The organism is Streptomyces sp. NPDC045968, assembly GCF_056430475.1.
In genome coordinates, this window is record NZ_JBWKLF010000007.1 from 124,541 (window position 1) to 145,255 (window position 20,715).

Annotated in this window: 19 protein-coding genes; 3 read left to right on the plus strand and 16 right to left on the minus strand. The window is 69.9% G+C overall.

Annotated features, from left to right (window positions below; genetic code table 11):
* Nucleotides 1–349 precede the first annotated feature (349 nt).
* The 14 genes from AC07FA_RS21070 to pgsA all read right to left on the minus strand — a co-directional run bounded on the left by AC07FA_RS21070 (nucleotide 350) and on the right by pgsA (nucleotide 12,910).
* Nucleotides 350–901 (minus strand): adenine phosphoribosyltransferase, encoded by a 552-nt coding sequence (locus tag AC07FA_RS21070; RefSeq protein ID WP_479077376.1) that lies wholly within the window; start codon nucleotides 899–901, stop codon nucleotides 350–352.
* A complete protein-coding gene (secF, locus tag AC07FA_RS21075; protein WP_479077378.1) occupies nucleotides 898–2,010 on the minus strand; it encodes a protein translocase subunit SecF in 1,113 nt (370 codons plus the stop codon). Before secF ends, AC07FA_RS21070 begins: the two co-directional genes overlap by 4 nt.
* A 1-nt stretch (nucleotide 2,011) precedes the next feature.
* Nucleotides 2,012–3,772 carry a protein translocase subunit SecD gene (secD, locus tag AC07FA_RS21080; protein ID WP_479077380.1) on the minus strand — a complete coding sequence of 587 codons (1,761 nt, stop codon included), beginning with the start codon at nucleotides 3,770–3,772 and terminating at the stop codon, nucleotides 2,012–2,014.
* 146 nt (nucleotides 3,773–3,918) lie between these two features.
* Complete coding sequence (yajC, locus tag AC07FA_RS21085; RefSeq protein WP_479077381.1) at nucleotides 3,919–4,383, minus strand: preprotein translocase subunit YajC; 465 nt, start codon at nucleotides 4,381–4,383, stop codon at nucleotides 3,919–3,921.
* A 166-nt stretch (nucleotides 4,384–4,549) separates the two neighbouring features.
* Nucleotides 4,550–5,665 carry a Holliday junction branch migration DNA helicase RuvB gene (gene ruvB / locus AC07FA_RS21090; RefSeq protein WP_479077382.1) on the minus strand — a complete coding sequence of 372 codons (1,116 nt, stop codon included), beginning with the start codon at nucleotides 5,663–5,665 and terminating at the stop codon, nucleotides 4,550–4,552.
* 65 nt (nucleotides 5,666–5,730) lie between these two features.
* The gene (ruvA, locus tag AC07FA_RS21095; protein ID WP_479077384.1) at nucleotides 5,731–6,357 is read right to left on the minus strand and encodes a Holliday junction branch migration protein RuvA; all 627 of its coding nucleotides are present in this window, start codon (nucleotides 6,355–6,357) and stop codon (nucleotides 5,731–5,733) included.
* The gene (ruvC, locus tag AC07FA_RS21100) at nucleotides 6,354–6,887 is read right to left on the minus strand and encodes a crossover junction endodeoxyribonuclease RuvC (RefSeq protein WP_479077385.1); all 534 of its coding nucleotides are present in this window, start codon (nucleotides 6,885–6,887) and stop codon (nucleotides 6,354–6,356) included. Before ruvC ends, ruvA begins: the two co-directional genes overlap by 4 nt.
* 132 nt (nucleotides 6,888–7,019) lie before the next feature.
* Nucleotides 7,020–7,772 carry a YebC/PmpR family DNA-binding transcriptional regulator gene (locus tag AC07FA_RS21105; RefSeq protein WP_328909077.1) on the minus strand — a complete coding sequence of 251 codons (753 nt, stop codon included), beginning with the start codon at nucleotides 7,770–7,772 and terminating at the stop codon, nucleotides 7,020–7,022.
* Nucleotides 7,773–7,833: 61 nt separating this feature from the next.
* On the minus strand, nucleotides 7,834–8,427 hold the full coding sequence (pdxT, locus tag AC07FA_RS21110; RefSeq protein ID WP_479077387.1) for a pyridoxal 5'-phosphate synthase glutaminase subunit PdxT: 594 nt from the start codon (nucleotides 8,425–8,427) through the stop codon (nucleotides 7,834–7,836).
* 6 nt (nucleotides 8,428–8,433) lie between these two features.
* On the minus strand, nucleotides 8,434–9,354 hold the full coding sequence (gene pdxS / locus AC07FA_RS21115) for a pyridoxal 5'-phosphate synthase lyase subunit PdxS (protein ID WP_479077388.1): 921 nt from the start codon (nucleotides 9,352–9,354) through the stop codon (nucleotides 8,434–8,436).
* A gap of 112 nt (nucleotides 9,355–9,466) precedes the next feature.
* Nucleotides 9,467–10,012: a LemA family protein gene (locus tag AC07FA_RS21120; protein WP_479077389.1), complete on the minus strand. Its 546-nt coding sequence runs from the start codon at nucleotides 10,010–10,012 to the stop codon at nucleotides 9,467–9,469.
* 149 nt (nucleotides 10,013–10,161) lie between these two features.
* Nucleotides 10,162–11,322 carry a glycosyltransferase family 4 protein gene (locus AC07FA_RS21125; protein WP_479077391.1) on the minus strand — a complete coding sequence of 387 codons (1,161 nt, stop codon included), beginning with the start codon at nucleotides 11,320–11,322 and terminating at the stop codon, nucleotides 10,162–10,164.
* On the minus strand, nucleotides 11,319–12,242 hold the full coding sequence (locus AC07FA_RS21130) for a phosphatidylinositol mannoside acyltransferase (protein WP_479077393.1): 924 nt from the start codon (nucleotides 12,240–12,242) through the stop codon (nucleotides 11,319–11,321). The genes AC07FA_RS21125 and AC07FA_RS21130 overlap by 4 nt, the downstream gene beginning before the upstream one ends.
* Nucleotides 12,239–12,910 (minus strand): phosphatidylinositol phosphate synthase, encoded by a 672-nt coding sequence (gene pgsA, locus AC07FA_RS21135; protein WP_479077394.1) that lies wholly within the window; start codon nucleotides 12,908–12,910, stop codon nucleotides 12,239–12,241. The genes AC07FA_RS21130 and pgsA overlap by 4 nt, the downstream gene beginning before the upstream one ends.
* A 286-nt stretch (nucleotides 12,911–13,196) precedes the next feature.
* On the opposite strand from pgsA, the gene AC07FA_RS21140 reads away from it, so the two are divergent.
* Both AC07FA_RS21140 and AC07FA_RS21145 read left to right on the plus strand, forming a co-directional pair.
* Complete coding sequence (locus tag AC07FA_RS21140; protein WP_479077396.1) at nucleotides 13,197–15,419, plus strand: elongation factor G-like protein EF-G2; 2,223 nt, start codon at nucleotides 13,197–13,199, stop codon at nucleotides 15,417–15,419.
* A 102-nt stretch (nucleotides 15,420–15,521) separates the two neighbouring features.
* Nucleotides 15,522–17,192 carry a hypothetical protein gene (locus tag AC07FA_RS21145; protein ID WP_479077785.1) on the plus strand — a complete coding sequence of 557 codons (1,671 nt, stop codon included), beginning with the start codon at nucleotides 15,522–15,524 and terminating at the stop codon, nucleotides 17,190–17,192.
* A gap of 108 nt (nucleotides 17,193–17,300) precedes the next feature.
* Here the strand turns inward: AC07FA_RS21145 and AC07FA_RS21150 are convergent, their stop codons facing one another.
* Complete coding sequence (locus AC07FA_RS21150; protein ID WP_479077398.1) at nucleotides 17,301–17,873, minus strand: HIT family protein; 573 nt, start codon at nucleotides 17,871–17,873, stop codon at nucleotides 17,301–17,303.
* Between the two features lie 66 nt (nucleotides 17,874–17,939).
* Between AC07FA_RS21150 and AC07FA_RS21155 the strand changes: the two genes are divergently transcribed.
* Nucleotides 17,940–18,617: a potassium channel family protein gene (locus tag AC07FA_RS21155; protein WP_479077400.1), complete on the plus strand. Its 678-nt coding sequence runs from the start codon at nucleotides 17,940–17,942 to the stop codon at nucleotides 18,615–18,617.
* Between the two features lie 29 nt (nucleotides 18,618–18,646).
* Here AC07FA_RS21155 and thrS read toward each other — a convergent pair whose 3' ends face one another.
* The gene (gene thrS / locus AC07FA_RS21160; RefSeq protein ID WP_479077402.1) at nucleotides 18,647–20,623 is read right to left on the minus strand and encodes a threonine--tRNA ligase; all 1,977 of its coding nucleotides are present in this window, start codon (nucleotides 20,621–20,623) and stop codon (nucleotides 18,647–18,649) included.
* Between the last annotated feature and the right edge of the window lie 92 nt (nucleotides 20,624–20,715).

Here is a 20,715-nt window from a genome sequence, read left to right on the forward strand (position 1 = left end):
GGCGGGGCCGGGCGGGGCCGCCTCGGGGTCAGCGGCTGGTGCCTTCCCGGGGCTCCCCGCGGACTCGCGCGCCGCAGGCTCCGGCGTGCCGGCCGGCTGCGCCTTTCCGGGCGTGGCTTGGTCCGCCGCGGGCTTGTCGGGCTGCGGGGCGGCGACTGGCTGGGCCTCGTCTGGCAAGAGCGCTCCTCGTGCGGAACCGGGGTACCCGGAAACCCCATGGTATCGACCCGGTGGCGCGTCGACGCCCGGGGACCGTGAGACCTCGCACAACGCGGGACGGGCACCCGGATGTTCCCGGGTGCCCGTCCTGTGTGTCCGGCTGTCGTGCGCCGGCCGGCCCTGCCGTCCGTCAGACGGTGATCAGGGCCTCCAGCGGGGCGCCTCGCAGCGCCGGTTCCAGTCGTGCGCGGCCCGGCAGGAAGCCGAGCTCCATGAGGACCGCGACGCCCACGACCTGGGCGCCGGCCCGCCGGATGAGCTCCAGCGAGGCCTCCGCGGTGCCACCGGTGGCGAGGACGTCGTCGATGACCATGATCCGGTCGTCGGCCGACAGGTCCTCCGCGTGGATCTCGATCTCCGCGGACCCGTACTCCAGCTCGTACGCCTGGCTGAGCGTGGCTCCGGGCAGCTTTCCGGCCTTGCGGACCGGTACGAAGCCGAGGCCCGCCCGGACCGCGACCGGTGCCGCCAGGATGAAGCCGCGCGCCTCCAGGCCGACGATCTTGGTGGCGCCGTGGCGTACGCACAGCTCCGCGAGGGTGTCGGTCAGCAGGGTGAAGGCCACCGGGTCCGCGAGCAGCGGGGTGATGTCCTTGAACATCACGCCCGGCTTCGGATAGTCCGCGACATCACGGATGCGGCTGAGCAGCAGTTCGCGCGTCGATTCAGTGGTGCTGGTCATCGACGGTTCCCCGGAGTCCGGCCGTGGCCCCTGGGCTGCTGACGCTGGCCCACGACGGCGCCCGCGGTCGCGGCTTCGTCGGTGAAGCCGTCCTCCGGCCGGTCGTCGCCCTCCTCCTCGACGGACTCGCCCTTGGCGGCGGCTGCCGCGCGCTTGGCGAGAATCCGCTTCTTCAGGGCCTTCATCTGCGGTTCGCGTTCCTTGAGGTCGGCGACGAGCGGAGTGGCGATGAAGATCGAGGAGTACGCACCGGCCGCGAGGCCGACGAAGAGCGACAGCGAGATGTCGTTGAGCATGCCCGCGCCCAGGACACCGCCACCGATGAACAGCAGGCCGGCGACGGGCAGCAGCGCGACGACGGTCGTGTTGATCGAGCGGACCAGGGTGCTGTTGATGGAGCGGTTCGCGACCTCGCTGTAGGTCCAGCGGGTCTGCTTGGTGATCCCCTTCTGGCCCTCCTTGAGGCTGTCGAAGACGACGACCGTGTCGTAGAGGGAGTAACCGAGGATCGTCAGCAGACCGATCACGGTGCCCGGGGTGACCTCGAAGCCCACCAGGGCGTAGATGCCGACCGTGATCGTGATGTCGTGGATCAGCGCGACCAGGGCCGCGATGGCCATGCGCCACTCGAAGGCGATGGCGAGGTAGATCACCACGAGGATCATGAAGATCCCGAGACCGGTCCACGCCTTGTTGGCGATCTGCTCACCCCAGCTGGGGCCGACCAGGTCAGCGTTGATCTTCGCCTCGGGCACTCCGAGGTCCTCGGAGAGCTGGGTCTTGATCTCGTTGGCCTTTTCGGTCCCGACCTCGGTGATCTGGATCCGCATGTTGCCGTTGCCGAGCTCCTGCACGATCGCCTCGTGGCCGGAGGCCTCGACAGCGCTCTCGTGGGCCTGGGAGACCGAGACCTTGGGCTTCTCGTCGGTCGTGAAGACCGCGCCGCCCTTGAACTCGATGCCCATGTTCAGGCCGCTGACCGCCAGGCCGACGATGGCCGTGATGGTGATCAGGATCGAGACGCCGTACCAGATCTTGCGCTTGCCGATGAAGTCGTAACCGACCTCGCCACGGTAGAGCCGGGCGCCGAGATTGCCGAGTCGCGACATCTCACGCCTCCTTCGGGTGGTCGGTGGGGACGTTGGTCCGGCGCGTGCGGCGCAGCGGCGGCTTGGCACCGAGCCGCTTCGGGTCCAGCCCGGACCACGAGTTGCCGCTGGAGAAGAACTTCGTGCGGCCCATCAGCGTCATGAGGGGCTTGGTGAACAGGAACACCACGACGACGTCGAGCAGCGTGGTCAGGCCGAGCGTGAACGCGAAGCCCTGGACCTTGCCGACCGTCACGAGGAAGAGCACCGCGGCGGCGAGGAACGACACGAAGTCGGAGACCAGGATCGTGCGCCGGGCACGCGGCCAGGCGCGCTCGATGGCCGGACGCAGCGTGCGGCCCTCGCGGATCTCGTCACGGACTCGTTCGAAGTACACGATGAAGGAGTCCGCCGTGATACCGATCGCCACGATCGCTCCACAGACCGCGGGCAGGTTCAGCGCGAAGCCGATGGCCGGGCCGAGCAGGGACATGATCGTGTACGTCAGGATGCCGGACACCGCGAGGCTGAGGAGCGCGATGAGCGCCAGTCCGCGGTAGTAGGCGACCAGGTAGATGACGACCAGGGCGAGGCCGATGGCGCCGGCGATCAGGCCGGCCTGCAGCTGCTCGTCACCGAGGGCGGCGGTCACGGTGGTGACGCTCTGCTGCTGGAAGGACAGCGGGAGGGCACCGTAGGAGAGCACGTTGGCCAGGTCCTCGGCGGACTGCTGGGTGAAGCTGCCGGAGATCTCGGCGCTGCCGCTGAGGGTCTCGTTCACCTGCGGGGCCGAGACGACCTCGCCGTCGAGCGAGATCGCGAACTGGTTCTGCGGCGGCTGCTGCGACGACAGCTTCTGCGTGATCGTCTGGAACTTCTTGGAGCCCTTGTCGGTGAACTCCATCGAGACGAGCCAGATGCCCCGCTGCTGGTCGAACTGGGCCTTGGCGTCGTCGACGTCCGTACCGGAGACCTCGGCCGGGCCGAGGATGTACTTGGCGTCACCCTCGGCGCCGCAGGCGACCGTGGGGTCCTCGGGCTTGACTCCCTCACCGGCCTTGGCGCGGGCCGACTTGTCGGTGCAGTCCAGCTCGGTGAACTTCTTCTGCAGCGCGGCGGTGGCCGGGTCGGGCGTCTCGGCGGCGGGCGGCTCGGTCGACGCCGGGGCGTCCGTGGTGCTCGCGCCGGGGGTGGGCGTTCCGTCCTTCTTCAGGCCGTCGGTCACCGCACGGCCCTGGGAGGTGGCACTCGATGAGGGAGTGGCCTTCGAACCGGAAGCGGTCTCCTCGTCGCCTGCCTTCGCACTGGGCGTGGCCTTGGGCGTACTCGAACCGGTCGCCGAAGGGCTCTCGGAACCCGTGGGCGTCGGCGTCCCGGCGGTGACCGTGATCACGGGCCGGAAGTAGAGCTGGGCGGTCGTGCCGACCTGCTCCTGCGCCTGCTTGGAGTTCGTTCCCTTGGGGATGTTGACGATGATGTTGCGATCGCCCTGGGTCTGGACTTCCGCCTCGGAGACACCCAGACCATTGACACGGCGCTCGATGATGCTGACCGCGGTGTCCATGTTGGTCTTGTTGATCGCGTTCGGCTTGCCCGGCTGGTTCTTCGCCTCGAGCGTGATCGATGTCCCGCCGGCCAGGTCAATACCCAGCCGGGGGGTGGTGTGACCGGACAGGAACATCCCGCCAGTGAGCGCGACCATGGCGATCAGGATCAGAACCAGGGCACGCCCCGGCCTGCTCTGACCGCCCGCCGGCCCTCGGCCCTTCTTCGGTGCTGCCACCTTCTCGTTTCTCCCTGTCCAACCGCCCCGCGCCGGGTACGCGCCCGAGCGGCCACGAAGTGATGTGGGGACCTGCCCCCGCAGAAGACCGCACGCTCCGTCGGACGTCGCGTACCTGTGGGCACGCGACGTCCTCGGATCGTGAACTACTTCGTGTCGCCCTCGCCGTCGGCCTTGGCGTCCTTCGGGTCGACGTCCTTCTCCTCGGCGTCCTCGGCCTTCTTGCCCAGGTCGATCTTCGCGTCGTCCGAGGCGTCGGCGTCGGAGTCCGTGGTGAGCGAGGAGGCGTCGTCGGGAACGACCGCGCCGTCGACCTTCAGGTCCTCGTCGTCGCCGTGGACGATGCGGTTGTACTCCGCGTCGTCGAGGACGGCACCGATCGAGTTCTTGGCGTAGACGGCGTGGACGCCGGGTGCGACCTCGAGGAGAACCGTGTCGTCGTGAAGCTCCTTGACGGTGGCGTACATGCCCCCGATCGTCCGGACGCCGGTGCCGGGCTGCATGTCGTTACGCATCTGCGCAGCCGCCGCCTGCTTCTTCTTGGCGGACCGGGTCATCAGGAACATGGCCCCGATGAGCACGATGAAGGGGAGGAGAGTCACGATATTCACGGGACGGAAATTCCTTCGCACGACCGCGGTGGAAATGCGGCCTGGTCTACGGGGGTGGGTACACCGACCTGTACGGGCGGCATCGGCGGAGTCTAAGCGAGTCCGCATCATTGGAACAACGCCCAGCATGGCACCGTGGTTCCTCTTCAGGCCAACCCGTGATTCTTCACGCCCCGAACAGGCCCTGTTGTCCCTTTCCGCCGTGCTGTGGCGGAACGAGGCCCAGATGTGCCCAGGCCGCGGGGGTGGCGACCCTGCCGCGCGGGGTTCTGGCCAGCAGTCCCTCGCGTACGAGAAAGGGCTCGGCGACCTCTTCGACGGTCTCGCGCTCCTCCCCCACCGCGACGGCGAGGGTGGAGAGGCCCACGGGTCCGCCGCCGAAGAGTTTCAGCAGGGCGCCGAGCACCGCGCGGTCCAGGCGGTCCAGGCCGCGGGCGTCGACCTCGTACACCCGCAGGGCCGCGGCAGCGATGTCCTGATCGATCCGGCCGTCGGCCTTGACCTGGGCGTAGTCCCGGACGCGGCGCAGCAGCCGGTTGGCGATGCGGGGGGTGCCCCGGGAGCGTCCGGCGATCTCCGCGGCCCCGGCCACGTCGATCTCGACGTCGAGGAGGCGGGCGGAGCGGTGGATGACCCGCTCCAGTTCGGCGGGGGCGTAGAACTCCATGTGCCCGGTGAAGCCGAAGCGGTCGCGCAGCGGGGGCGGCAGCAGGCCGGCGCGGGTGGTGGCGCCGACCAGGGTGAAGGGCGGCAGTTCCAGGGGGATCGCCGTGGCGCCGGGGCCCTTGCCGACGATGACGTCGACCCGGAAGTCCTCCATGGCCATGTAGAGCATCTCTTCGGCGGGCCGCGACATGCGGTGGATCTCGTCGAGGAAGAGGACCTCGCCCTCCTGGAGGGAGGACAGGATCGCCGCGAGGTCGCCCGCGTGCTGGATGGCGGGGCCCGAGGTGATCCGGATCGGGGCGTTCATCTCGGCCGCGATGATCATGGAAAGGGTGGTCTTGCCGAGGCCGGGGGCGCCGGAGAGCAGGACGTGGTCGGCGGTGGCTCCACGGGCCCGGGCCGCCTTGAGGACCAGATCGAGCTGCTCACGGACCTTCTCCTGGCCGACGAACTCGTCGAGGTCCTTGGGGCGCAGCGCCGCCTCGACCGCGGTGTCCTCGCCGTCCGCCCCGGCGTCGACCAGCCGGTCGTCGAGCCCGCCGTCGAGCCCGTTGTCGAGCCCGTCGCCGAGGTGCGGGCGCTCGTCGGTGTCGGGTCCGGTCTCGTCCCAGTTCATTCGGTCAGTCCCGCCTAGGGTGTCTCGGTGCCGAGCCGTGCCCGGCACCGGTGTGGTGCGTGGGGTCAGCGTGCGCGGTTGAGCGTCTGCAGTGCGGCACGCAGCAGTTGCGGTACGGGCGGCTGGGCGCCCCCGGCGATCGCGGACTCGGCCTGCGGGGTCACGGCGGCGACCGCCTCGTCGGCCTCGCGGGTCGCGTACCCGAGTCCGATCAGGGCGGCCTGGAGCTGGTCGCGCCAGCCCGAGGTGACCGCGGTGCCGATGCCCTGCTGTCCGATGTGGGCGCCGACCGGCTCCCCGAGTCTGTCCTTCAGCTCCAGGAGCAGCTTCTGGGCGCCCTTCTTGCCGATGCCGGAGACGGCGGTGAGCGCCTTCTCGTCGCCGGTGGCGACAGCGATGCGCAGGGCGTCGGGGCTGTGGGTGGCGAGCATGGCCTGGGCGAGCCGGGGGCCGACGCCGCTGGCGGTCTGGAGCAGTTCGAAGACCTGGCGCTCGTCGTCGTCGGTGAAGCCGTAGAGCGTGAGCGAGTCCTCCCGTACCACCAGGGAGGTCGCCAGTCTGGCGTCCTTGCCGATCCGTAGACCGGCAAGGGTGTGCGGGGTGCACTGGACGGCCATGCCGATGCCGCCGACCTCGATCACGGCCGTGTTCGGAGCGAGGGCGGCCACCGGGCCTGAGACGAAGGCGATCATGCGGTACGGCCTTTCAGGGTGCGATGGGCGGCGACGGCCTGCTGGAGCCGGTTCTGTGCGGGGGCCCGCCAGATGTGACAGATGGCGAGCGCGAGGGCGTCGGCGGCATCGGCCGGCTTGGGGGGCGCGTCGAGCCGCAGGAGCCGCGTCACCATGGCACCCACCTGGTCCTTGTCGGCACGTCCGGAGCCGGTGACGGCGGCCTTGACCTCGCTGGGGGTGTGCAGGGCCACGGGGATACCGCGCCGCGAGGCGCAGAGCATGGCGACCGCGCTGGCCTGGGCGGTGCCCATCACCGTACGCACGTTGTGCTGGGCGAACACCCGCTCCACGGCGACGCATTCGGGCCGGTGCGTGTCGAGCCATTCCTCGATGCCGCGCTCGATGGCTACCAGCCGGTGGCCGAGCTCCGCGTCGGCGGGGGTGCGGACGACACCGACACCGAGCATCGTCAGGGGCCGCCCCGCGACGCCTTCGACGACTCCCACCCCGCAGCGGGTCAGCCCCGGGTCCACGCCGAGTACACGCATGGAGCGCCCCCTCCCCTCACCGATCGGTCAACTGTTCCCGCAGGCTATCGGCTCGCACTGACAATGCGACGGGCCGACGGGGTGTGTCCCCGTCGGCCCGTCGGCTGCGCCTGTGCGGCGACTGCCCGGTTGTCAGGCGTCGACCTTCTCCATGACCTCGTCGGAGACGTCGAAGTTGGCGAAGACGTTCTGCACGTCGTCGCTGTCCTCCAGCGCGTCGATGAGCTTGAAGATCTTGCGTGCGCCCTCTTCGTCGAGGTCGACCTGCATGGTGGGCAGGAAGTTGGCCTCGGCGGAGTCGTAGTCGATGCCGGCGTCCTGGAGCGCGGTACGGACCGCGACCATGTCGGTGGCCTCGCTGACGACCTCGAACGTCTCACCGAGGTCGTTGACCTCCTCGGCACCCGCGTCGAGCACGGCACCGAGGACGTCGTCCTCGGACAGCTCGCCCTTGGGGACGATCACGACGCCCTTGCGGTTGAAGAGGTACGAGACCGAACCCGGGTCGGCCATCGAACCGCCGTTGCGGGTCATCGCGACCCGTACGTCGGACGCGGCGCGGTTGCGGTTGTCGGTGAGGCACTCGATGAGCACCGCGACACCGTTCGGGCCGTAGCCCTCGTACATGATCGTCTCGTAGTCGGCGCCGCCCGCTTCGAGACCGCCACCGCGCTTGACCGCGGAGTCGATGTTCTTGTTCGGGACGGAGCTCTTCTTCGCCTTCTGGATGGCGTCGACGAGCGTCGGGTTGCCTTCGGGGTCCACGCCGCCGGAGCGGGCCGCGACCTCGATGTTCTTGATCAGCTTCGCGAAGAGCTTGCCGCGCTTGGCGTCAATCACGGCCTTCTTGTGCTTCGTCGTAGCCCATTTAGAGTGGCCGGACATCTGCCTTCTCCTTCGCGTCACCAAAATCGATCCGAACCCGAGAGATCCTACCGGGGTCGAGTCAGCGGACTGCGCGCACCATGTCGACGAAGAGTGCGTGAACCCGGTGGTCTCCGGTCAGTTCCGGGTGGAATGACGTGGCAAGGGCGTTTCCCTGCCGTACGGCGACAATGTGACCGCCGTGTTCGGCGATGACCTGCGCCTGCGCTCCGACGGATTCGACCCAGGGTGCTCGGATGAACACGCCTTCGACCGGCCCGTCCGCGATTCCGTCGACCTCGACGGCCGCCTCGAACGATTCGTTCTGCCGTCCGAAGGCGTTGCGGCGCACGATCATGTCGATGCCGCCGACGGTTTCCTGGCCCGAGCGCGGGTCGAGGATCTTGTCGGCGAGCAGGATCATGCCGGCGCAGGTGCCGTAGACCGGCATTCCGGCGCGTACACGCTCACGCAGCGGGTCCAGCATGCCGAAGAGGACGGCGAGCTTGGACATGGTGGTGGATTCGCCGCCGGGAATGACGAGACCGTCGACCTCGGCGAGCTCCTCGGGACGCCGGACCGGCCTGGCCAGGGCGTCAGCCGAGGCCAGGGCGATCAGGTGTTCCCGTACGTCGCCCTGGAGAGCCAGGACTCCGATCACAGGGGTGTCGCTCATCAGTGACTACCAGCCGCGGTTGGCGTAGCGCTCGGTCTCGGGCAGGGTGTCGCAGTTGATGCCGACCATGGCCTCGCCCAGGTTGCGGGAGGCGTCCGCGATGATCTTCGGGTCGTCGTAGAAGGTGGTGGCCTTCACGATCGCGGCGGCGCGCTTGGCGGGGTCGCCCGACTTGAAGATGCCGGAGCCGACGAAGACGCCCTCGGCGCCGAGCTGGCGCATCAGCGCGGCGTCGGCGGGGGTGGCGACGCCGCCCGCGGAGAAGAGGACGACGGGCAGCTTGCCGAGCTCGGCGACCTCCTTGACCAGCTCGTACGGGGCGCGGAGCTCCTTGGCGGCGGCGTACAGCTCGTTGTTGTCGTAGCCGCGCAGCCGGGCGATCTCGTTCTTGATCTGGCGCAGGTGACGGACGGCCTCGACGACGTTGCCGGTACCGGCCTCGCCCTTCGAGCGGATCATGGCCGCACCCTCGGCGATGCGGCGCAGGGCCTCGCCCAGGTTGGTGGCGCCACAGACGAAGGGGGTCGTGAAGGCGAACTTGTCGCTGTGGTTGACCTCGTCGGCCGGGGTCAGGACCTCGGACTCGTCGATGTAGTCGACGCCGAGGGACTGCAGGACCTGGGCCTCGACGAAGTGGCCGATGCGCGACTTGGCCATGACCGGGATGGAGACGGCCTCGATGATCTCTTCGATCATGTTGGGGTCGGACATCCGGGCCACGCCGCCGTCCTTGCGGATGTCGGCGGGCACCCGCTCCAGGGCCATGACGGCCACGGCGCCCGCGTCCTCGGCGATCTTCGCCTGCTCGGCGTTGACGACGTCCATGATCACGCCGCCCTTGAGCTGCTCGGCCATACCGCGCTTGACGCGGCTGGTGCCGATGGCCGGGGAGTCGGTGGACTGCGGGGTGCTGGGAAGCGTGGACACGGAACGACCTCACTCGGAGAAAGACGCTGACTGGTGCAACGCCGAGCAAACGCCCTGGGGCCAGTCCACAGCAAGGGCCAATAAGTACCCCGTGGATCGTTTTGGCCCGCTCTCAGGTGCCGGGGCGGTCCGCGAGCGCCACCGGTGGCTCGTCGTCCATCTCGAACGCGAGGGGGAACGGCGCGTGGCCGGCCAGCCGGAACAGCCGCACCGTACGGTGTCTGCGCAGTGCGCGGGCCGCGCGCACCGCGTCGTTGTGGAACCGCCGGGCCATCGGCACCCGGCGCACCGCGGCGGCCAGTTCGGCCGCCGCCTCGACGCCGCCGGGGATCTCCTTCACGGCTTCGACCTGGGCCGTCTCGCCGAAGACGGCGCGCAGCGCGGTGCTCAGTTCGCTCTCGGCGACCTCCCGGTGTTCCTCCTCGGCCTGCCGGGCGGCGTGCGCGGCCTCGTACAGGACGATGGAGGCGGCCGGGTCGAGGACACCGGACGTGGCCAGTTCCTGGGTGACCGAGGCGCGCCGCAGCAGTTGGGCGTCGAGCGCGGCCCGGGCCGCGTCGATCCGTGCGTGCAGCCGGTCCAGCCTTCCGGCGGTCCAGCTGAGGTACAGGCCGATCGCGACAAGCGCGACGGCGGTCCAGATCAGGGTTGCGGTCACGGGCCGCAAGGCTACCGTCGCGCGGGCCGCGCCCCGGCCGCTCCCCGCCCCACGGCGGCCGGACCCGCATCACTCCCGGCGCCCGGCTCCGGCGAACAGGCCCCGCAGCCCAAGGAGTTGGGGCCCGCGGCCGGATACCAGGCGGGCCCTCAGTCCCGGGCCAGCCCGAACCGCGCCCGCAGCCCCGTGCGCTCGTCCGCGGCCACCGACGCCGCCCCGTCCGTCACCGTCTCGTACACCGCCAGGATGTCCGCGCCCACCGTCGTCCAGTCGAAGCGGCGCACGTGCGCGCTGCCCCGCTCCCGGAGCCCGGCACGCCGCTCCGGGTCGCCCAGGAGGCGGATCGCGGCCGAGGCCAGCGCGTCCGCGTCCTCGTTGGCGAAGAGCTCACCCGCCGAACCTTGGTCCAGCACCTGCGCGAACGCGTCCAGATCGCTCGCGAGCACCGGCGCCGCCGCCGACAGCGCCTCGACCAGGATGATGCCGAAGCTCTCGCCCCCGGTGTTGGGCGCGACGTACACGTCGACGCTGCGCAGCAGCCGCGCCTTGTCCTCGTCGCTCACCATGCCGAGGAACTCCACGCGGTCGCGCAGCTCCTCGGGCAGGGAGGCGACCGCCTCCTCCTCGTCCCCGCGCCCCGCGACCAGCAGCCTGGTCTCCGGGCGGGCGGCCAGGATCGCGGGGAGCGCCTTCATCAGGACCGGCAGACCCTTGCGCGGCTCGTCGATACGCCCTATGAACCCGATCGTCCCGCCCTGCCACTCGGCCTTGGGCTCCGCCCCCGCGAAGAAGTCCACGTCGACCCCGTTGGGAATGACGACCGCGTCGCCGCCCAGATGCTCGACGAGGGTCCGGCGCGCGTACTCGCTCACCGCGATGCGCGCACGGATCTTCTCCAGCGCCGGCTGAAGGATCGGATAGGCCGCGATCATCGCCCGGGAGCGCGGATTGGACGTGTGGAACGTGGCGACGATCGGCCCCTGCGCCGCCCAGCAGGCGAGCAGCCCCAGCGAGGGCGAGGTGGGCTCGTGGATGTGGATCACGTCGAACGTGCCGTCGTGCAGCCACCTGCGTACGCGCGCAGCCGACAAAAAACCGAAGTTCAGCCGTGCGACGGACCCGTTGTACGGGACGGGGACGGCCCGGCCCGCCGAGACGACGTACGGCGGCAGCGGTGTCTCGTCGTCCGCGGGCGCCAGCACGGAGACCTGATGGCCGAGACGGATCAGATGTTCGGCCAGGTCGCGGATGTGGAACTGCACCCCGCCCGGTACGTCCCAGGAGTACGGGCAGACAATGCCGATCTTCACGGCTGTTCCCCTCGGGGGTCCAGATCGGAGGTCCAGAGGCGCTGCAGCATGTGCCAGTCCTCCGGATGCTCGGCGATTCCGGCGGCGAAGGCATCGGCCAGCGCCTGTGTCATCACCGACGTCTTCTCGGCGCGGTCACCTGTCCCGGGCTCCTCGACAGGCGGATGGATGCGCGCCTTCATGACCGGGGTGCCGTCGTACCAGAGCGTGACGGGGAGCAGGAGCGCCCCGGTCTGCTGCGCCAGCAGCGCCGGGCCCGCAGGCATCCGCGCGGTGTCACCGAAGAACGTCACCTCGACACCGGACGAGGACAGATCACGGTCGGCGACCAGACAGACGAGGCCTCCGGCCCGTAGCCGTCGCGCCAGCGTTCCGAAGGCCGCGCCGCCGCTGTGCGGCAGGACCTCCATGCCGAGGCCCTCGCGGTAGGCGACGAACCGGTCGTAGAGCGTCTCGGGCTTGAGGCGTTCGGCGACGGTGGTGAAACCGACCTTGAGGTCGGTGGTCACCCAGGCACCCGCCAGATCCCAGTTCGCCAGATGCGGAAGGGCCACGACGACGCCCTTCCCGGCGTCGAGGCCCTCCGTCAGATGGTGGACGTCCCGCACGTCGATGCTGTCCTTGATGCGTCGCGGGGTCCACGTGGGCAGCCGGAAGGACTCCAGCCAATAGCGCATGTACGAGCGCATACCGGCCCTGGACAGCTCGGCGAGACGGGCCGCGTCCGCGTCCGGCACCACCCGCGCCAGATTCGACTCCAGGCGCAGCACGCTCTTGCCGCGCCGCTTCCACACCTGGTCGGCGATGGTGCGGAAGAGCGCCCGGGCCACGGGCTCGGGGAGCTTCTTGACCGCGCCCCAGCCGAGCCCGTACAGCCCGTCCGTCACCCGTTCCCGCAGACCGTCATCGGTGCCGCTCACTGGGCGGCCTCGCTCCCCTGGTCCGCCGACGCGGCGGCCGCGTCGGCCTCAGCGGACTCCCGGCGCACGGTCACCACACGCTGGATCAGCGTCACCAGGCTGCCCACGGCGACGATCCACAGCGCGATCGGCAGCAGGACCTCGATCCCGGGGACGCCGAAGGTGTGCAGACCGGCGAGCCCCGCCGCGACCAGCGAGATCACCAGCCGCTCGGCGCGCTCCACCAGTCCGTTGACCGCGACCGGCAGACCGATCGATTCTCCGCGCGCCTTCGTGTACGAGACCACCTGGCCGCTCGCCAGGCAGAAGATCGCCACCGCGCACAGCACGTTGTCGTCGCCGCTGCCCGCGTACCAGAGCGCGAAGCCGGCGAAGATCGCCCCGTCGGCGACGCGGTCGAGCGTCGAGTCGAGGAACGCGCCCCACCGGCTGGAGATCCCCGCCTGCCGGGCCATATTGCCGTCGACGAGGTCCGAGAAGACGAAGATCGTGATGACGATCGTGCCCCAGAAGAATTCCCCCATCGGGAAAAAGACCAGCGCACCTGCCATCACTCCGGCCGTGCCGATGAGCGTGACCGCGTCGGGGCTGACCCCGAGACGGAGCAGCAGAGCGGCGAACGGTGTGAGGACACGCGTAAAAAATGCACGCGCGTACTTGTTCAGCATGGCCTTCCCGAGGTTCGGCGGGCCGCGCGGCCACTGCGGCCACCGGCTGGCCCATCGTAGTCACGACGCGTGTGCTCCACCGGACGGGCACCCGCTCCGGGGGTGTCCCGCCGCCCCGGCCGCTCGCGCATCCCGTATGGACGCCGCCCGATGTGAGTGGAAAGCTCGGAAATACCGCGGGCGTCGACGAAGCCGCCGCGACGGCTCCCCCGTGCCCGTGCACACCTCTCTCCCCTCACCGCGCGGCGCTCCCCCGCACCGCGCACTCCACCGGGAGGCACACATCATGGGCGACAGGGCACACACCCGCACCGGGGCCGCCGGCAGGGCGCCGACGGCCGACCGGCCCACCTCCGTACGCAACGTGGTCCTGGTCGGCCACAGCGGTTCAGGCAAGACCACCCTGGTCGAAGCACTCGCGCTGACGGCGGGAGCGGTCAACCGGGCCGGCCGGGTCGAGGACGGCGGAACCATCTCCGACCACGACGAGATCGAGCACCGCGGCCAACGCTCCGTACAGCTCTCGCTCGTCCCCGTCGAATGGGGCGGCTGCACCATCAATCTGCTGGACACCCCCGGCTACGCGGACTTCGTCGGGGAGCTCAGGGCCGGTCTGCGCGCCGCGGACGCGGCCCTCTTCGTCGTCTCGGCCGCCCAGGAGGCGGACGCCGTCGCGGGCACGACCCGCGCCGTGTGGGAGGAGTGCGCGGCCGTCGGAATGCCGCGGGCCATCGTCGTCACCCACCTCGACACCGCCCGCACCTCCTTCGACGGCATGACCCGGGTCTGCGCGGAACTCTTCGGCGGCGACGACCCCGACGCCGTGGTGCCGCTCCATCTGCCGGTCCACGGCCCCCAGGCACCGGACGGGCACGCGCCCCTCACCGGGCTCACCGGCCTGCTCTCGCAGCGGATCTCCGACTACTCCTCCGGCGAACGGCAGGAGTCCCCGCCCGCGGACGGTCAGCGGCAACCGCTCATGGACGCCCGCAACCGGCTCATCGAGGGGATCATCGCCGAGAGCGAGGACGAGACCCTGATGGACCACTATCTCGGCGGCGGGGACATCGACGTCAAGTCCCTCGTCGACGACCTGGAACGTGCCGTCGCACGCGGCGTCTTCCACCCCGTCCTCACCGCCGCCCCCGCCGCCGACGGCGCCCGCCAGGGCGTCGGAACCGTCGAACTCCTGGAGCTCATCACCGGCGGCTTCCCCAGCCCGCTGGAGCGCACGCTCCCCGCCGTCACCACCCCGCAGGGCGCACCGCGCCCCGCCCCCGTCTGCGATCCCCAGGGCCCCCTGCTCGCGGAGGTCGTCAAGACGGCGTCCGACCCGTACGTCGGCCGGATATCCCTCGTACGCGTCTTCTCGGGCACCCTGCGCCCCGACGACACCGTGCACGTCTGCGGCCACGGCCTGACCGGCCGGGGAGACGACGAGCGCCCCGCCCACGAGGCCGAGATCCGGGTGGGCGCGCTCACCTCGCCCTTCGGGAAGCAGCAACGGCCCCTCGACCGGTGCGTCGCGGGAGACCTCGCCTGCGTCGCCAGACTCGGCGCCGCGGAGACCGGCGACACCCTCTCCGCCAAGGACGACCCCCTGCTGATCGAACCGTGGACCATGCCCGACCCGCTCCTGCCGGTCGCCATCCTGGCCCACGGCAAGGCGGACGAGGACAAGCTCTCGCAGAGTCTGACGCGGCTGGTCGCCGAGGACCCCACGATGCGCCTCGAACAGAACCAGGACACCCACCAGGTCGTCCTGTGGTGCATGGGCGAAGCACACCGGGACGTCGCCCTGGAACGGCTGCGCAGCCACTACGGCGTCCAGGTCGACGCCGTCCCCCACCGCGTACCCCTGCGCGAGACGTTCGCCACCCGGTGCACCGGGCACGGCAGGCACGTCAAACAGTCCGGCGGCCACGGCCAGTACGCCATCTGCGAGATCGAGGTGGAACCGCTGCCGCCCGGTGCGGGCATCGAATTCGTCGACAAGGTCGTCGGCGGATCAGTACCGCGCCAGTTCATCCCGTCCGTCGAGAAGGGCGTACGCGCCCAGGCCGCCCGTGGAGTCGCCTCGGGCCACCCCCTCGTCGACGTACGCGTCACCCTGCTGGACGGAAAGGCGCACTCGGTGGACTCCTCCGACGCGGCCTTCCAGACGGCGGCGGCGCTGGCCCTGCGCGAAGCGGCGGCGGACACCCGCATCCAGCTGCTCGAACCGGTGGCCGAGGTCAGTGTGCTGATCCCCGACGACTACGTGGGAGCCGTCATGAGCGACCTGTCCGGTCGGCGCGGCCGGGTCGTCGGCACCGAGCAGGCACCCGGCGGACGCACCGTCGTACGGGCCGAAGTGCCGGAGCTGGAGATCGGCCGGTACGCCGTCGACCTGCGGTCCCTCTCGCACGGCACCGGACGCTTCGACCGCTCGTACGCCCGTCACGAAGCGATGCCGCCCCAGCTCGCCGACCGCGTCCGCGGGGAAGGGGAGGGAACACCGGACCAGTGATCCGGCCGGAGCGATACGCTGGGGGCCCAGCTCAGAAGGTGTGCCGCATACGGTAGTTGGGAAGAGCGCCAAGGGCAGACCGTGCGGCGAGTGGGGGCGGCAGTGGCCAACGACGGATTCGATTTCTCTCCCGGAGCACAGATCCCGCTCCAGGGCTCGGCGGGACAGGCGGTGGCGACCAACGCCCTCGCCTCCGCGGCGTACCGCGACAGCCCGGTGGAGGAAATCCTCAAGGCCAACAACGAGTGGCACACGTCGGAAGTGAAGGGGGGCGATTCCAAGCTCTTCAAGTCCGCCTACTTCAAGCCGAATCTCGGTGAGGCGTTCTCCCGAGCCGTCCAGGAACGCATGCTGGGCGGCGACCGCAAGGCACTCATCCAGTCCTTCGGCACCGACCCGCAGACCGTCGTCGAACACTGTCTGTCCGCGACCGGCCTCCGCAAGGCGCGGGACACCAGACTGACCGTCGTCACCGCGGTGTTCGGCTTCGCGTTCCTCCCCGGCCTGCTGCTCTGGGTCATCGCTTTCCGGCTGCGCGACTCGCTGAACAAGTCGAAGGACACCGCCTTCCGCGCACTGGGCGGCATCCTGCTCGCCGTCTTCGGGATCGGCGCCCTGGTCCTCTTCATAAAGCTCCCGGTCACAGGAGTGCTCGCGCTCTACCTGCGCGGGATGATCATCGCCCCCGTCATCGGCTGGCTCCTCGCCAAGCGGATCGCGGAGGCCTCCGCCAGGGACATGCGGTCCCGCTGGGAAGGACTCCTCTCCGGCGCCGGCGTCATCGCCAAGATCCCCGACTCCGTACCCAAGAATCCGAACGAGACCGCTCGCGAGGCGCTTCGCCAGGGTCTGGAGAAGCTCTCCGCCGAGCAGCAGTCCAACTCCGTCTTCTACGCGGGCCCCAAGGGCATCCTCGGCATGGGAACCCGCTGGGGCAGCTGGCAGCTCGCCGAAGAACTCGTCCCCAAGGACCCGGCCAGGGAGATCCACCAGTTCCGCAGCTGGGACCTGATACGGGTCATCCACGACCAGCTGAAGATGCTGGAGCGCGGCCCGCTCAACACCGGCGGCTTCCCCACGCCGTCCGTGAAGCACTGGATCGTCTCCCCCGTCGGCGAGAAGGCGGACTCCGTCTCCCGCCCCGAGGGCGAGGACGTCGCCACCTTCCAGGTCAAGCCGCACGAGATACAGCGCATCTGCAACCACCAGCAGTTCGGCAGCGGCGACCGGCACTACCTGGGCGTCCAGTTCACCCTCTGGGACGGCCAGCTGGTCATCACCATGATGATCACCGTCACCGTGCTCCACGAGACCCTGCGCATCGAGGTCACCGGCCACGCGCTGGGCCCCGTGCACGGGCTCTTCCTCACCAAGCCGGAGGCCGAGACCAAGACGGTGAAGAAGGCCGTCAGGTTCTGGGAGACCCGCAAGATCACCCTGCCGCTCGTCAAGGCCCACGAAGTCGTCAGGCTCGCCCTGCGCGCCCCCCTCACCTGGTACCCGCCGCTCCTCGACTACCTCGGCGGCAAGATCGTCCTGCCCGAACCCTTCGGCCTGCGCCACGCCTGGGCTGCGCAGCCGTGGAACCACCGGTTCATGGCGGACGACGCCCTGCGCGCGGCGGCCCCCGTCCTGCGCGCCGTGCACTCCGCGGCGCTCCGGGTCCTGGACGAGAACGGCGTCGACACCGAGCGCTTCGACAACCGCTCCATGATCCTCAGCGGCCTCGTGCAGGACGCGGCCCCGAGGAAGGCCGACGTGTACGACGCGTAGGGACGGCCCGCCACGCGCGAAAGGGGCGCCCCCGGCACACACGCCGGGAACGCCCCTTTCGCCGGCCGGAGAGCCGAGCAGGAGCCAAGCAGGAGCCGAGCGACCGGGTCAGACAGCCGGCAGGACGGCGGGCCAGGCACCCGCGAGCATCGCGCGGGTGTCACCGAGCAGCTGCGGCAGCACCTTCGTATGACCGACCACCGGCATGAAGTTGGTGTCCCCGCCCCAGCGCGGCACCAGATGCTGATGCAGATGCGCGGCGATGCCCGCACCCGCCACCGCACCCTGGTTCATCCCGATGTTGAAGCCGTGCGCCCCCGAGGCCACCCGCAGCGCGATCATCGCGCGCTTGGTGAAGTCGGCCAGCTCGGCGGTCTCCGCGGCGTCCAGGTCCGTGTAGTCGGCGACGTGCCGGTAGGGGACGACCATCAGATGCCCGCCGGTGTACGGATACAGGTTGAGCACGGCGTACACGCGCTCACCGCGCGCCACGACCAGCCCGTCCTCGTCCGATTTCGCGGGGATCACACAGAACGGACAGCCGTCCTCGGCCCCCGGACCGCTGGGCTTGTTCTCCCCCTGGATGTAAGCCATCCGGTGGGGCGTCCACAGGCGCTGGAACGCGTCGGGCGTTCCCACTCCGATCTGCTGCTCCGGCTCACTCGTCATGCCGATCAGCATATTGCTTCGGTCCCGCGAAGCGTGTCGCCGGGGCCAGGCCCGACAGCGGCCCGCGATGCTGTGGCCATGAACGACCGCCCCACCCACTCCGCCCCCGGCAGGCTGACCCACTGGGAGAAACGCACCGAAGTGCCCCTCTTCGTGGCCTCGCTGTTCTTCCTCGCCGGATACGCGGTCCGCGTCCTCGCCCCCCGGGGCACCGAACTCTGGCGCGATCTCGCCCTCGCCCTGGTCGGCCTCACCTGGCTGCTCTTCCTCGCGGACTACGCGGTACGGCTCCGGCTCAGCGGCCTGGGCCTCCGGTTCGTCCGCGTCCACTGGCTGGACACGGTGGTGCTCGTACTGCCGCTCCTGCGCCCTCTGCGCATGCTCCGGGTCTACTCCGCCGTCCAGGAGCGCCGGGACCACCCGCGGCTGGACCTGTACGCGCGCGTGATGGCGTACGCCGGTATGACGTCGGTGCTGCTCGGCTTCTCCGCCGCGCTCGCCGTCTACTACCAGGAGCGTGGCGCGCCAGGTGCCACGATCCGTACCTTCGGCGACGCGGCCTGGTGGGCGTGCGCGACCCTCACGACGGTGGGGTACGGGGACGCCTACCCGGTCACACCGGTCGGCCGGTCGGTCGCGGCCCTGCTGATGGTCTGCGGTCTTGCGCTGCTGGGGGCGGTGACGGGGTCGTTCTCCTCATGGCTGTTGCAGGTGTTCACACGGGAGGACGAGAAGAGGCCCCCGGAACGCGGTTAGCGCTCCGGGGGCCTCTCACGGTGTGCGGATCAGACCTGGACGCGGTCCTCGACGGCCTTCGCGATCTTGGCGATGGCGTCCTCGACCGGGACGCCGTTCTCCTGCGAACCGTCGCGGTAGCGGAAGGAGACGGCACCGTTGGCCATGTCCTCGTCGCCCGCGATGATCATGAACGGAACCTTGGCCTTCTGCTGGTTGCGGATCTTCTTCTGCATCCGGTCCGAAGAAGCGTCGACGTCGACGCGCAGCCCCTGCTTCCGCGCCTTGGCCGCGAACTCCTGGAGGTACGGGATGTGCGCGTCGCCGATCGGGATGCCGACCGCCTGGACGGGCGCGAGCCACACCGGGAACGCGCCCGCGTAGTGCTCCAGCAGCACCGCGAAGAAGCGCTCGATGGAGCCGAACAGCGCGCGGTGGATCATGACCGGGCGCTGCTTGGTGCCGTCGGGGCCGGTGTACTCCAGGTCGAAGCGCTCCGGCAGGTTGAAGTCGAGCTGCACCGTCGACATCTGCCAGGTGCGGCCGATGGCGTCCTTGCACTGCACGGAGATCTTCGGGCCGTAGAACGCGGCGCCGCCCGGGTCGGGAACGAGCGGCAGGCCCTGCTTCTCGGCGACCTGACGCAGCGTCTCGGTGGCCTCTTCCCAGACCTCGTCCGAGCCGACGAACTTCTCCGGGTCCTTGGTGGAGAGCTCAAGGTAGAAGTCGGTCAGACCGTAGTCACGGAGCAGGTTCAGCACGAAGGTGAGCGTCCTGTCGAGCTCCTCCGCCATCTGCTCCTTGGTGCAGTAGATGTGCGCGTCGTCCTGCGTGAAGCCGCGCGAACGGGTCAGACCGTGGACGACACCCGACTTCTCGTACCGGTACACCGTGCCGAACTCGAAGAGACGCAGCGGCAGTTCGCGGTACGAACGGCCACGCGCGTCGAAGATCAGGTTGTGCATCGGGCAGTTCATCGGCTTGAGGTAGTAGTCCACCCCGTCGTCGAGCTGCATGGGCGGGTACATGCCGTCGGCGTACCAGTCCAGGTGGCCGGACTTCTCGAAGAGCTTGCCCTTGGTGGCGTGGGGGCTGTAGACGAACTCGTAGCCCTCCTCCTCGTGGCGGCGCCGCGAGTAGTCCTCCATGGCCCGGCGGATGACGCCGCCCTTGGGGTGGAAGACCGCGAGGCCGGGGCCGATCTCGTCGGGGAAGGAGAAGAGGTCCAGCTCGTTGCCGAGCTTGCGGTGGTCGCGCTTGGCGGCCTCCTCGAGGAACTCCAGGTGCGCCTTGAGCTCGTCCTTGGTGGGCCACGCGGTCCCGTAGATGCGCTGGAGCATCGGGTTCTTCTCGCTGCCGCGCCAGTACGCCGCGGCGTTCCGCATCAGCTTGAAGGCGGGAATGAACCGGGTGGTGGGCAGGTGCGGGCCCCGGCAGAGGTCCTTCCAGCACAGCTCGCCGGTCTTCGGGTCCAGGTTGTCGTAGATGGTCAGCTCGCCGCCGCCCACCTCGACGTCCGCGCCGTCGTCCGAGGAGGCCGAGCCCTTGATGCCGATGAGCTCCAGCTTGTACGGCTCGTCGGCGAGCTCCTCGCGGGCCGCCTCGTCGGTGACGACCCGGCGGGAGAAGCGCTGCCCCCGCTTCTGGATCTCCTGCATCTTCTTCTCGATGGCCTTGAGGTCCTCGGGAGTGAACGGCTTCTCGACGTCGAAGTCGTAGTAGAAGCCGTCCTTGACCGGCGGGCCGATGCCCAGCTTGGCGTCGGGGTGCAGCTCCTGGACCGCCTGCGCCATGACGTGCGCCGTGGAGTGCCGCAGGATGTTCAGGCCGTCCTCGGAGGAGATCTCGACGGGCTCGACGGTCTCGCCGTCCTTGAGCTCGTACGCGAGGTCCTTCAGCTCGCCCTCGACACGCGCGGCGACGACGGTGCGCTGACCGGGGAAGAGCTCGGCCGCCGTAGTCCCCGTCGTCACCACGCGCTCTTCCCGCTCGGAATCGCGTTGGATGATCACACGGACGTCTGACACCGGTCTCTCCTGACTGAGGGGGTGCGGCGCTTCGTATCGCGCGCGCAAGACGAATCGTACCGAGCCAGGAGCCCCCTTAGCGAAAGGGATAC